This is a genomic window from Amycolatopsis sp. 195334CR (genome assembly GCF_017309385.1).
GTDB lineage: Bacteria > Actinomycetota > Actinomycetes > Mycobacteriales > Pseudonocardiaceae > Amycolatopsis.
On the sequence record NZ_JAFJMJ010000001.1, the window covers coordinates 950,773 to 963,419 of the forward strand.

Below are 12,647 nucleotides of genomic sequence, written 5' to 3' on the forward strand. Positions count from 1 at the left end.
ATCGTTGTCACCCACATGGACGTATCGAGGCTGTGACCTGCGAAAACGATGCGCTCCGTCTTTGCTCACCCAGCCTTCCGCTTCGACGGGCGCTTGACCGCTGACTGTGCGTCGTTAGCCGAGCTCGTACAGCCCGGTGTGATGCAGGCTGCATCACAGGATGTCCATAACAAGTCTATATCATATCGCAACTTGCGTAGCAAGGTGCTTGACAGACACCTCACCGCCTAGGCGATCTCAGTGATCGCCGTGGCGCAAACCGGGTCTGGCCCGCGGTAGCGCCCGACCCACGCAGAAACTGCCGCGATTGGCACTGCCGTCGACGAGGGCGGCCGACCTCGGCCGCGAATCTGGCGAACGACGGTCCCTCCATCTACCAGCTGGTCGCCGCGTGCGACTGCGCCCAGACAGTCCAGTCCGCAGCCTTCCCGCTCTTGCCATCAGGTCAAATTCTCCTGAGACAGCGACCTAGGGAGCAGAACGGTACAGACGTGCACCTAGACCGGCGTCTTGTTCGAGGGTATGGCGCATGGCCGGCACAGGACGGGCCGCCATGAAAGCGGGCTACGGGAACGCGCGCCGAGTCGAGGGGGTTGCTGGCCGGGGTCGGCCTAGAACGTCGTTGAGCAGCGCGGGTGCGCTGGGTGAGGAGACGAGGTCGATGGGGAACAACAACTGTCCGGGTCCGGGGCAGCCGTTCGCCGTGCGTACCGCGCTGGTGATGTTCATGGCGCTGGTGGTGGCAGGCGTGGCAGGTGGGCTGTTTTACACCGAGGTCCAGTCGGCCGGGCTGGCGGTGCTCACGGGCGGCGCGACGTTCGCGAGTGCCTGGCGGTTCTTCGACTGGCTGATCCGTTGACTGTTCGCCGGCCCAGCGAGGCTGGCCGTTCGCTGATCTGCTGCCGGATCGGCCTGGTGCGCAGGCCGATCCGGCAGCAGCGTTCAGGGCAGGCGATGGCCAAGCAACAGCAGGACGACGGAGAGCACGAGGCCTATGCCGCCGGTGACAGCGAACGAGAACGCACGCCCGGACCCGATCGCGATAAGCGTCTCCGGCGCGCGGGAGACGAATCGTGCCGGAGCGCCGACGGTACGAGTTGAGGCTTGCCGACGGGTTCGTCGCTGACGCACTGAACGGTGCGGACCCCGGTTCCTGCCGAGAGGTCTCCAGCGCGGTCGACGTTGCACGCCAGGAGGGTCCGCGGGAGACACCTGGGAGTCGGGTTGTGTCCGTTGCCCGCTGGCGAGAGCCGGTCGCGGAGTCCCGAGTGGACCCCGTTCGATCGCCTTCCAGCCACCGGCGCATGCGGGATGCAGGAACCAACTCTTCGCCAATAGGTCGGTGTAGAACAGTGTCCTGTCCCGCCAGCGTGCTACGTCGTCCCGGCCCGAGGCGCGCTGTCTTTCCGTCACCGGCAGGATGATGTTTTGACCTCGGACAAGGAGGCTGGTGCCAATCAGCTCGTCAGCGATCCCGCTGGAGGACACCGCGAGGCTGCACGCCAGCAGCAGCGCGACTGGCGTGTCGTCGTCGGTGCGGTCGAATCCGAGCTCGACGATCGAGCGCGCCACGTCCGGGCGCAGGTCGACGAACACGCCCTGGCACACCATCTCGTTGAGCAGCGTCACGGCCCAGTTTCGGTAGCGGGGAACGTGCGCGCTCAACCGCAGGTGGTGAGCGAAGGTGGCGATATCGCGGCAGGAAATACGGTCCTCGACTGGTGCGTGTTGCGGCCACACCCAGGACAACGGGCTGTAGAAGGTCACCGCCCCGCAGTCCCCGCCGTCGAATCGCATCCAGGTGTCCAGCTCGATGTCCGGCAGCTCGTCGCCGACCGCCGAGCGCACGACGTCCAGGACCACCTCGTCGGTGTCCGGGACGCCGCGGCCGACGGTGTCTTCCTCCGGGCCGGCGGCGAGGCGCTGCAGTTGGGTGCGGAGCCGCTTGTGCACGCGATCCGGCGTCAGCGCCTGGTAGGCCTGGGCCACGGGCGTGCCGAGACTCGACTGGTCCAGCAGCTGGTCGAACTCCGCGTCCAGCTCCGCCTCGACGCAGTCGTCCGGCTCCTTCGCGCACATGTACGACACCGTGGACCTCCATTCCTGCGTGTGGTCGCCGCGACGGTTCCCGGTCGGAAAGTCCTGGCTGAACATCACAACCTCCCAGGGGCATCGTCGTTGTCACGCATGTTCTTGCGGTGGGTGTGCAGGCGGCGCTCGACCGCCTTCGGGGTGAGCTCCACTGCGGCGGCGGCTTCGGCCTGGGTCTGTCCCAGGTAGGAGCGCCGCAGCAGCACCTCTTGGATCTTCGGGTCTTTCACCTGGGCCACGGCACGGGCCGCCGAGTCGCGCAGCACGGCCGCCTCAGCCGGGCCGAACGAGGTGTCCGCGATCCGCAGCAGCAGGTCCTCGCCGTCCTCGTCGGCGTCGACCGGGGAGGACAGCATCGCCTCGGCGAGCACCTTGTCCTTCCACCACTTGTTGCAGAAGGAGGCGAAGCAGCAGGCGCACGCACCAACGAAGTACGTCCCGGAGCTGGCACCCTTCTGCGGGTCCCAGTTGCCCTTGCGCAGCCCGTAGTTCAGGAAGAACTGGATCCCGCCCTGCATCGACTCGGTACCGATGATCGAGTCGATCGCGAAGGCCCCCTGCTCCTCCAGCGTCCACTCGCTCGCCGCGGCCCGGGCCTGTTTGATGATCGGCCGGCGGAACTTCAGGCATTCGTCGAAGATGTGCCCACTGCCGATCCAATGCCGCATGATCGGAAACGCGTACCCCACCAGCCGATGTGCCATCTTCGCGAACAACCGCTCAAACCGCGGACCGGTGAACTGCTCGGCCCGCAGGAGCTCCAAGATCCTGGCCTCCGCGGCCCGTTGGGCTGCGGGATCGCCGGCCGCGCTCCCGCCGTGGGCCGCCAGCTCGGTCTCGACCTGGGCGAGGACCTCCTCCGGCAGCTCGACAAGGGAGGGTGCTCTGTCCGGGGCCGGGTCCTCCGTGGGCGGCCGCTCCGAATTCATCGTCTAGCTCCCTCAGTAGGTGGATCCCCGACGCCCCAGTTCGCCGGGCCTGACACTTCTCGTTGTAGGCAGCAACGCAGAACCACCCCCCAGATCTCCTCAAGATCTTTAAGATCTTTTCTGCGCCGTCATGTCCGGAGGCTCGAACACGCCAGGGCAAGTCAGCGGGACATCTAACACCACTGACCGGCGCCGCAGTGCGGAGACGACGTCGCCGTAGTCCTGCCCGTGATCGCCACCCGAGCCGCCGCGACGGCCGGATCGGTGGTGTTCGCCGCTGCCGACGGGCCAGGCTCAGCTTCAACTTCCCCAGTGTCGCCGCCCTCGTGGCGTTCTCAGCCGAGCCGACCCCCTGCGTCGCGACGATGATCAGGCGTGGCATGGCCCACGTCCCGTCAACGACGTCCGTCCCCAACGCTAGAACGTCAAGGTAGTCGGCGAGACAGCCATGCGCCGGAGCCCGCGGTCACCTCGTCCACAGCCTGGGCGCTGGCCAGAAGAGCCTGCGGGCCAGTTGCCGTCAGCCGCTGAGGGGTCGTCGTCGCGATGTAGACGCCCATCTGGGTGGGCGTGAGGCTGGTGATCAAGATTGCGGTGTCGCGGCGCAGGACACCGATCACGTAGGCCCCTGGGTGCAGCACGTCATCGAGAGCAGTTTTTAACTCTGGGCCCACTAAGAGATCCGGGCAACCCCCAGGTGGCCACGCCACCTCCCCTCAGCGAACTGGAGTCCGCGTTGCTCGAAACGCACCAGGTGAAGTGAGCAAACCCGACTGATCAATGGTTCTTTGAGTGGATTGAGTTGCGGAGCAGCACTATCTCGACAACACGTCCACTGCAGGCGGCCTCATTGTCGGGACCAGATGGGCAATCGGCCAGACTGGCGATAAGTTAGGACGTGGTCCACTGAATGGAAGTCGGCAGATAGCAGACAAGGCTTTCCACTGAAAGGAAGTCATCCGTTCGGACCTGTCGTCGTCGTCAGCGCCATCACTAAGTTGATCAGAGTTCAGGCGTTTGGACGTTTGTGAAATCAGCAGACTGACCATCGTTTAAGGATACTCATGAAAAAGTTGTTCGTTGCCATGGCGGCGATTGCTGCCCTTCTGGGGTTCGTCACACCTGTGGTTGCCGCCCCTGACGCTACAGCTCAGCCGTTAATTGACCCACGACCGTGCGGAAATGAACCAGTAGCACAAATTCGGCTGGTTCTCGCCGCTGGCGCGGTCGTTTGCTACGGCGGGTCCGTAGGTTCATGGAAAGTCGACAACCTGTACACGACTGGAATGTCGGCTGGCGGCTACTGGGGGTTCGTCACCTGCATTGAAGACAACAGGCAGGTCTTCTTCAGCCCCGCGAACTTCTACAGACTCGACTGTCATGTCGCATGGATCGGCATCACGCCACCCGGCTGGGGACGCCTGGCCGCGTAACTAGGCATCTTCGCGGGCTGCGGCATCGGCGGCGCCGACCGCCGATGCCACAGCCCGGCCGATCGATCGGATGACTACGCACCGCACTCCTGCGATGAGAAACCTTGTGGTGGCCGCCCCACTGGAAGTGCTGGTACCTTGTCATAAGGGTACTGCCGCCGACTGCAGGAGCAAGTCAGATGTCCAACGAAAACACATCCGAGTCCGGCAAACACTCCCACAGCGGGCCGGACGCCAGGTTGACATCTCGACCGCGCGATGTTTTTGGCGGAAAAATTCTCCATCAGTTGATTCTGGCACAAAACCAGAATGCTGTCGTAATGCTGACATCGACAGAATCCTTCCCGGAAGGTTGCCTTTTCAACTTCTTCGCCGCAGTGCGCCTTGGCGACAAGCAAGAAAACCAATGGATATATGATTTTGAACATCAACGTAAGGTTCTTTTCTCCAGCAACGAGGAAGCTCGTCCCGAGGAGTTCTTATTTCTCGGTGTGTCACATGGTCGACATTCACCCTTGCCTAGCGACCGGATTCATGAGCAAGAAGTGGTAGCGAATCCAGTTTCGACAGCTGAACCAGCTGCGCGACTAATAGGCTCGAAGTTTGAAGTCAGTCAGTCCCTGTGGCTCACCCCTTTGCCAAACCGTGAAGCGGTACAGGTGGTCACTGAGTGGCCGAAGGTAAATTTCGGCTTCCATGAGACGCTTGTTGACGGCGCCGAGTTGCATCGAGCAGCAAGCGAGGCGCGTCCATTCTGGACATGACTTCTTTAGCGGCTGCTACGACCAGATTCTCACGCTCAGCCCGGGATCGACCGTGCCCGTGCTGAAAACCATCCTGGCCGTCGGCGTCCTTGCAGAGTGTGATCGACGCCGTTGCGCTGACGCTGCGGTCAAGGTAGTCCTCGTGCTCGACCGGCAGTTGGTGCTCCAAGGCGACGCCGGCGTGGGGAAAGGCGAAGTCGAGAGACTTGCCATAGCCGATCGCCCTCCAGCGCGGCGTGCATCCAACGTCCGCCCGGACGTGCTGGTCAGGCTTGAATATGAGCTCAGTAGCGCACCCGCAGGGCGCGGTCGGCTCATTCCAGTGTGGTCCCGGGTTCTCGGCTCATATGAGGGTCAAGGGCAGGGCCTGGGCCACCGCCAGCAGCAGTCAGGCCTGCTCGTAGTGGCAATGTGACGGTGACCGGCGCTGCCGTGGCCCACGACTGCGCAGCCTCGGCCAGGACACGGTCCGGCGGGAGACTGGGCCGTGGATGTCATGCCCGGCGCGTCCCGGCTTCCTGGCCGCGATCGTGGTCGCCGCGCCTAGCCGAGCGCGCCGGGCTCAGAGGAACACATCTCCGGGTGCATCTCTCGCGGTTATCAGGCTTTCGGGTGGTCCGGACACTACTTCTACGTGCCGAAACGCCGCTGTGACACCTGCCGCCTGATCGTCAAGTTCGACCCGGCGCGCTCGCCTGCGGCGGTTTACTTGCTCGCGGCCACTCCGACCGCGCCGATCTACGAGAAGATCCCGCCTGGTGAACGTGTCAAGCCGGACAGCGCAGGCGAGGTGCAGGTGGCTTTCAAGCACCTCGGGATCGGCTACGGCTGCGGGATCCGGTGGACGGACTCCTAGGCCATTCCGGCGAGGTGGGACCGGATTCGGGCCGCTTGGGGTGTACCCAGTGCCTCGAAAACGGCCAGAGCCTTGAACCAATTGTCCCTTGCCTTACCGAGGTCTCCGCCGACGAAGGCGATCTTGGCCAAGCCGTCCAAAGCCCGCGCCGACTCGTAGCGGTTGTCCCCATCCGCGGCGATGGTCATCGCACGGCGGTAGTGTTCGGCAGCCTCGCCGTAGCGCTCGACGCTCGCCAACGTCGTGGCAAGGTCGTTGAGGATCTCCGCTTCGAGGCCACGGTCCTGGGATTGGACGCTTATGGTGAGCGCCTCTTCGTGATAGGCGAGCGCTTCTTCGCTTCGCCCAGTTTCGCGGTAGGCTGAAGCCAGGTTGTTGGTGATCGACGCCTTGCTAGCTACATCACCCACCTGGTCGGTCAATTCCTTGGCTCGCCGGAGTTCGATCAACGCCCCTTCGTCGCGCTCAAGGCTCATCAGCGTCGCACCGATGTTGGCCAGAGTATTGGCCTCGCCCAGTTTGTCTCCAATGGAGCGCTTGAGGTCCAAGCTGGCTCGATACCCCTCGAGCGCCTTCTCGAAGTGACCCAGTCGGTAGTTGACGTTCGCGATGTTGTTCAGCGTGCGTCCAAGGCCTGCCACGTTCTCGCTGGAGGCATACGCCTGCGTCGCTTCGGCGAAGTAGCCGAGCGCATCCTCGTACTTCCCCATCGACTCCAACACGTTGCCGAGGTTGGCGCACGAGTTCGCGATATCCTCGTCGTCCCCGTCCGTCCTGTGTAGACGAAGAGCCTCCACGTAGCTCTCGTAGGCCTCCGGGAATCTTCCTGCTCGCTCGAACACCAGCCCCTTATTGCCCAGCGCCCGTGCCTCGCCGTCAACGTTGCCCAATGTCCGATTTCCATCGAGGACACTCTCGTAGTGTTCGAGCGCCTGAGGGAGATCGCCCACTCGAAGCCAGGTGGTGCCGATACGCATCTCGGCGGCCAACCGCGACTCTTCGTCGCCGCTCCGCTCAGCCACGGCCAATGCACTCCGCTGCACTGTGAACTGGTCCTCGTAGTAACCGTTCGCATCGAAATAGCGGTGCATGGTGGCTGAGAACGCCGCTGTGAGATCGGCATCCTCGTTTTCGGCAAGCCATTCGCACACCAGGACTGTGTTCTCGCGCTCAAGGGCGAACCACTTGATCATCTCCGGCTTTCCGCGAAACGGCTCCGCACGGCCCTTCGCGGCCGTCACCCGACCCACGTGTTTCGTCGCGTACAAGACGTCGGAGGCCACGGCGCTGTGCCATATCAGGTGCTCGGCAAGCCGCTGCACACTGCGCACGCGATCACCGGGGGCGTCGATGGACTCCGCCAACTCTTTGCCGTACTCACGCAGGAGGTCATACAGCTCGAAACGGTTCGCCGACACCTCCTTGATCAGACTGGCGCGCAGCAGTGCGTTGATGCGATGGCCAGACTCGGGCACTTCGGCGTCCGTCACCGCCGCGAACCCGACCGCGTCGAAACTTCTACCTGGACTGAATCCAATCAGGCGGTACACCGCCTGTAACTCCCTGGGCAGGTGCCCGTAGGACCAGGAGAACACCGAGCGCACGGCGGTGCGCGGATCGTTTTCGACCTCGAACATGTCGAGCCGTTGCTGCTCCTCCATCAACTCATCGACCAGGTCCGTCAGATTCGCCTGCCGGCGTACCGCTACCAGTTCACCGGCAATCCTCAATGCGAGCGGCAGCCGAGCACAACGCTCGGCGAGCCTCACAACGGCTTCCGGGGCGTCGCCAGCGCGTGGGCCGATGAGCCGGCGGAGAAGCTCCTGGGCTTCCTCGGGGGAGAGCACGTCGAGAAAGATCCGCTTCACACCGTCCCGCTGCACCAGTCCACTCAGGGCGTCCCGGCTCGTGATGAGCACGAGCGAACGAGTCGTCCCTGGCAGAAGTGGCCTCACCTGCTCGGGGGCGTTCACGTTGTCGATCACAACAAGCATCTTCTTGTTCCGCATCGTCGATCGAAACAGCTTCGCGCGTTCGTCGCGCGCGTACGGGATTTTCTTGACGCCGAGTGCCCGCAAGAACTCGCCGAGCGCCTCGGCAGGCTCGACAGCGTGTTCCAGGTCATAGCCCCGCATGTTGACGTACAGAGTTCCGTCGGGAAATCGCGACTCGGCCTGACTGGACCAGTGCACGGCAAGCGCAGTCTTCCCAACTCCCGCAGTGCCGGAGACAGCCGAGATGAGGGCGATGTCCGCCTTCCTGGTGCCGAGGGTAAGCAGCTTGTCGAGGCTCTCGAGCTCGGCCGACCGACCGACAAACTCCTGGGGACCGAAGGGCAGCTGACGTGGAACATCCTTTTTGACCGTTTTCGCACCGTACGCGCGGTCGTACAGGTCCGTCAGCCTGCCAAGCTCCGTGCCTTCGGCGCCGAGCATCTGCAGGTATGCGTCGATCATGTTCGCCGATGGGCGCCTGCCTCGGTGCCAGTTCCGCACGGTCTGGTCGCTGACACCGAGCCTCTCAGCTCGCAAAGGCACTGAGAGCGCGTCACTCCTCCGGCTGTACCTGCTCGCCAGCTCGTTCAGCTCAGTTGTCCAAGTAACGACAGGGTCTGGGTCCGGCACGGGAGGCTCCAAGCTCTGGTAGCGGATGACGAAGCGTAATCCAAAGCGAAGCCAAACAGAGCAAAAGATCGGCCTTGGAACGAGCGCCACTCCGCCACGCTTCCCCTCGTCCGAAACGCAACGAGCCACCCAGAGGTGGCGGGCGAAGGAAGGAGGCACCCATGCAGCCCGACCTTGTCACCATCAGCGAATCGATGCTGCTGGGCGAACGTCACGCGGTCGGCCGACAGCAGGCCCGGGTTGTGTCAGCACTTCCGTCCTACTTGCCGTCCGCCCTGCTGCTTGATGCTCGGTGCAGCTCCTCGACCAGCAGGGGTGGAGACGGAGGCCGACACCATGAGCGCTCATAGCCACCACCCGCCGCACCCGGACAGCGCGGACCAGCCGCACTGCCTGTCGTCCGCGGCCACGGCTAGCAGGCGCACCGGTGTCATCTCCCCGACCAGAGAAGGGATGTGGCGGCGGTGATCGAGTTCCTCGAGTTCGAGCAGCAGATGACGTTCTGCACCAAGAGCGACGGCTAGCCGGAACCTACTCGAGATGATAGATGGAGGAGGGTGTCGTGTATCGCCCGCGAATCAAGTCGAAGCATCAGCCAGTGCGGCTCGGTAACGGCCAGATCCGAATCGGCGGGACTATCCCGGGGATTGAGTCGAGGATCGCGGATCCGGATGGCTGGGTGTGGGCGCTGCTGGGCACCCTTGATGGCACACGGACGGTGGATCAGGTCGTCACCGAGCTGGTCCACCGTTTCCCCGGCAAGGCCACGAACGAGGTCGTGCGCGAGGTCGGCCGTGACCTGGGGGCGCTGATCCGGGCTGGGTACGTCGAGAACGCCGCCGAGTCCGCGCCATCGGCGTTGTCCGCTCGGGAGCTGGAGCGCTACGGCCGTGGCCGGGAGCTGTGGCGGTGGATGGCGCGGATTGAACGCCGGTCGAGCTGGGACACCCAGCTGCTGCTGCGCCAGGCTCGGGTCGTGGTCATCGGTGTCGGTGGCACGGGCAGCACCGCCGCGCTGGATCTGGCGCTGTCCGGGGTAGGTGAGTTGCACTGCGTGGAACCGGACGTGGTGGAACTGTCCAACCTCGCCCGGCAGGTCCTGTTCACCGAACGGGACGTGGGCCGGTCGAAGGTGGCGGCCGCGGTGCGGGAGCTGCGGGCGCGCAACTCCGACATTCAGGTCACCGGGGAGGCGCTGACCATCACCGGCCCGGCGGCGCTGCTGGCGCTGGCGGCCCGGTTCGACCTCGTCGTCCTGGCCGCGGACCAGCCGGCGCAGATCCGGACCTGGACCAACCGCGCGTGCTACGCGACGGGCACCGCGTGGGTGCACGCCGGTTACCACGGCCCGCAGGTCAATTACGGCTTGTACCGTCCCGGCACGGGGCCCTGCTACGACTGCATCGACACAGCGGAACGGGAACAGCGGTCCGAGTTGACAGCCCTGACCCTGGGAGCCGCATTGGAGCGGATCCAGGCAAGCAATGCGATCACCGCCGGTGTGTCGGGGAATCTCGCCGCGCACGCGGCGATGAGCCTGATCACCGGCGTCCCCGCGCTGAAGGCCAACCGCGAGTACGCGTTCAATGTCGTCACCCTCGAAGGAGGCCCAGTGTCCAATCTCGCTACGCCGCGGCCGGACTGCCCGACCTGCGGGCCGCCCACCGCAACCGCCTCAGCCTGACAGCCTGGCTCTCGCCCCTGACCGCCCCGGTCAGGGGCGAGAGCCAGTGGTGATCCGGGTTTGCAGACTGGTCAGGCGCGCGTGTGTCTCCGCGGCGCGCGGGTCCTCCAATGCGGTCAGCACGGTGAACGCCTCGGAGAGAGCCTGCGCGGCCGCGGGGAGGTCACCGAGGTGCTCCAGTGACGTGGCCAGGGGCAGGAACGTGTCCGCCAGGTCGACGCCGGCGAATCCGAGTGTCTGGTAGCTGGCGATCGCCTGTCGGCACAGGCTGACCGTGTCGTCATGGCGGCCTAGGCCCTGCGAGGCCAGCGCTATATCGACCAAGGCGCCGACCTCGCCGATCGGGTCGTCGACCTGACGGCGCAACTGCAGCCCACGTTCGGCTTCCTCGAGCGCTCGCTCGAACTCGCCCAACTGAACACTGATCCAGCTGAGGTTGCACAACGCCATGGCTTCATACCGTGTCAGTCCCGTTTCGCGGGCAACCGACGAGGATTGCTCGTAGCGTTCCCGCGCTTCTTGTAACTGTCCCTGAATGAGGCGAACACGGCCCAGCCCTAAGAGACCGGCGACCAAGCATGCGGGATCGTTAGTCTCCTCAGCTAGGGTCAGAGTGCGCGAAATGATGACCTCGGCCTCCTCCAGACGCCCTATCTGGCGCAACGTGACTGCCTGCATATCCAGCAACAGCGCTTCGGCGGCCTGGTCTCCTACAGCGACTGCGGACGCCACACCCACTCCGCTGACGTCCAAGTGCAAGGAGGACCACGCGGCACCTCCGACTGTCAGGAATCTGCACGACACCGCCAGAGACATCGCCAGCACATCCAGCCCCGCTGCGGCCGCGCGGCGGACGGCGGAGATCAGGTTGGCGCGCTCGAGGTTTAGCCAGGTCATTGCTGCGGCCCGGTCGGTGAACACGACCTCAGGCCCGAGCGGGGCGACCTCGCCGAGAGTGACGCCGGGCAGCGCCGGCCAGGCGGTCCGGTCGGCTTGCTGTGCTGTGCGCGCATACCAGGCCAGCACCCGCCGTACCGCCTCCTGGTGGTCGTCGGAGGTGTCGTCGAGTTCGGTGCGAAAGGTGGCGTAAGTGTGCAGCAGGTCGTGCATCCGGTACCGCTTGCGCCCCGCGGGTTCGACCAGGTGCAGCTCAGCCAGAGATTCCAGGCACCGATAGACCGTGACCGGATCGAGCCTGGTGAGCGCGGCGGCCGCATCTACCCCGAACTCCGTGCCCGGATGCAACCCCAGGCCCCGGAACACCCAGGCCTGCTCGGGTGACAGCTGGGAGTAGGACCAGTCGAAAACCGAGCGCACCGCGCCACCGAGAACTCCCTCGCCGAACGCGGTACCAGGACCGGATGCCTGTTCCTCGCTGATGTCGGCGACCACGTCAGCGAGGCTGTACCGGGGACGGGCGGCGGCGCGGGTCGCGGCCACCCGTACAGCCAGCGGCAACCCACCACACAACCGCACCAGCTCGGCCACCGCGGCAGGTTCGGGATCGGCCCGAGCAGGCCCGACAACGCCACGCAGCAAGTCCCGGGACTCGGCTGTGGTGAACAACTCGAGGTCAACCCGGTGCGCGGCGACGGCAACGACCAAATCGGTGAGGCTGGCGCGGCTGGTCACCACCACCATGCACCCCGAGGCACCCGGCAGCAGCGGCCGCACCTGCGCGGCGTCGCCGGCGTTGTCCAGCACCACCAGAACCCGCCGCCCGGCCAGCAGCGACCGGTACAACCCGGCCTGCGCATCCAGCTCCGCCGGGATCTGTGCCTCCGGCACGCCGAGCGCAGCCAGAAACGACGCGAGAACGATCTCCGGTGTCAGCGGCGCGCTCGGCCCGTACCCGCGCAGATTGACGAACAACGTCCCGTCCGGGAACTCGGCCTGGACCCGATGAGCCCACTGCACAACCACGGTGGTCTTCCCGCCACCGCCGGTGCCCTCCACCACCGCCACCACCGCCGCGCCCCCAGCGGACTCCGACGTCTGCAGGAGCGCGTCCAGCGCGGCAAGCTGCTCCTCGCGGCCCACGAAATCCCGCAGACCTGCAGGCAACTGCCGCGGCACCGGCAGAGCCTCCTGCCGCGCTGGTGACAACACAACCTGCTGAATGCTGCCCGCCTGAACCACCGAACCGGCCACAGTGCCGCTGATCGCGTTCCCCACATTTTGGCTGTCGGTCACACCAGGCAGTCTGTCGCCCACGCGCCAGCCACACGACCCGATCGCGCGACCTCACCCTGATGGAGCACCGCGA

The 12,647-nt window shown here is 65.1% G+C and carries 10 protein-coding genes; 5 read left to right on the forward strand and 5 right to left on the reverse strand.

Going from position 1 to position 12,647, the window contains the following annotated elements; translation table 11 throughout:
- Positions 1-661: 661 nt before the first annotated feature.
- Entirely contained in the window at positions 662-859 is a 198-nt protein-coding gene (locus JYK18_RS04770; protein WP_206800943.1) for a hypothetical protein, read from the forward strand.
- Positions 860-942: 83 nt separating this feature from the next.
- On the opposite strand, the gene JYK18_RS04775 is transcribed toward JYK18_RS04770, so the two are convergent.
- The 3 genes from JYK18_RS04775 to JYK18_RS04785 form a co-directional block, all read right to left on the reverse strand.
- Positions 943-2,154, reverse strand: coding sequence for a hypothetical protein (locus JYK18_RS04775; protein ID WP_206800944.1), 1,212 nt, complete (start codon positions 2,152-2,154; stop codon positions 943-945).
- The gene (locus tag JYK18_RS04780; protein ID WP_206800945.1) at positions 2,154-3,020 is read right to left on the reverse strand and encodes a sigma-70 family RNA polymerase sigma factor; all 867 of its coding nucleotides are present in this window, start codon (positions 3,018-3,020) and stop codon (positions 2,154-2,156) included. Before JYK18_RS04780 ends, JYK18_RS04775 begins: the two co-directional genes overlap by 1 nt.
- Before the next feature lie 425 nt (positions 3,021-3,445).
- Positions 3,446-3,640, reverse strand: a complete 195-nt coding sequence (locus JYK18_RS04785; RefSeq protein WP_206800946.1) for a hypothetical protein — start codon at positions 3,638-3,640, stop codon at positions 3,446-3,448.
- 444 nt (positions 3,641-4,084) lie between these two features.
- Here JYK18_RS04785 and JYK18_RS04790 point away from each other — a divergent pair, with 444 nt between their 5' ends.
- The 3 genes from JYK18_RS04790 (at position 4,085) to JYK18_RS04800 (ending at position 6,073) form a co-directional block, all read left to right on the forward strand.
- Entirely contained in the window at positions 4,085-4,453 is a 369-nt protein-coding gene (locus JYK18_RS04790; RefSeq protein WP_206800947.1) for a hypothetical protein, read from the forward strand.
- A gap of 179 nt (positions 4,454-4,632) precedes the next feature.
- On the forward strand, positions 4,633-5,217 hold the full coding sequence (locus JYK18_RS04795; RefSeq protein WP_206800948.1) for a hypothetical protein: 585 nt from the start codon (positions 4,633-4,635) through the stop codon (positions 5,215-5,217).
- Between the two features lie 634 nt (positions 5,218-5,851).
- A complete protein-coding gene (locus JYK18_RS04800; RefSeq protein WP_206800949.1) occupies positions 5,852-6,073 on the forward strand; it encodes a hypothetical protein in 222 nt (73 codons plus the stop codon).
- Here JYK18_RS04800 and JYK18_RS04805 read toward each other — a convergent pair.
- A complete protein-coding gene (locus JYK18_RS04805) occupies positions 6,070-8,529 on the reverse strand; it encodes a tetratricopeptide repeat protein (RefSeq protein WP_206800950.1) in 2,460 nt (819 codons plus the stop codon). The genes JYK18_RS04800 and JYK18_RS04805 overlap by 4 nt on opposite strands.
- Positions 8,530-9,259: 730 nt before the next feature.
- Between JYK18_RS04805 and JYK18_RS04810 the strand changes: the two genes are divergently transcribed.
- Entirely contained in the window at positions 9,260-10,381 is a 1,122-nt protein-coding gene (locus JYK18_RS04810) for a ThiF family adenylyltransferase (protein ID WP_206800951.1), read from the forward strand.
- Positions 10,382-10,411: 30 nt separating this feature from the next.
- Here JYK18_RS04810 and JYK18_RS04815 read toward each other — a convergent pair whose 3' ends face one another.
- Positions 10,412-12,574: a tetratricopeptide repeat protein gene (locus tag JYK18_RS04815; protein ID WP_206800952.1), complete on the reverse strand. Its 2,163-nt coding sequence runs from the start codon at positions 12,572-12,574 to the stop codon at positions 10,412-10,414.
- Positions 12,575-12,647: the final 73 nt, after the last annotated feature.

Excerpts from the sequence above, each read along its gene's own strand:
- JYK18_RS04770 (WP_206800943.1), top strand. The coding sequence starts at position 662 with ATGGGGAACAACAACTGTCCGGGTCCGGGGCAGCCGTTCGCCGTGCGT.
- JYK18_RS04775 (WP_206800944.1), bottom strand. The coding sequence starts at position 2,154 with ATGTTCAGCCAGGACTTTCCGACCGGGAACCGTCGCGGCGACCACACG.
- JYK18_RS04780 (WP_206800945.1), bottom strand. The coding sequence starts at position 3,020 with ATGAATTCGGAGCGGCCGCCCACGGAGGACCCGGCCCCGGACAGAGCA.
- JYK18_RS04790 (WP_206800947.1), top strand. The coding sequence starts at position 4,085 with ATGAAAAAGTTGTTCGTTGCCATGGCGGCGATTGCTGCCCTTCTGGGG.
- JYK18_RS04795 (WP_206800948.1), top strand. The coding sequence starts at position 4,633 with ATGTCCAACGAAAACACATCCGAGTCCGGCAAACACTCCCACAGCGGG.
- JYK18_RS04805 (WP_206800950.1), bottom strand. The coding sequence starts at position 8,529 with ATGATCGACGCATACCTGCAGATGCTCGGCGCCGAAGGCACGGAGCTT.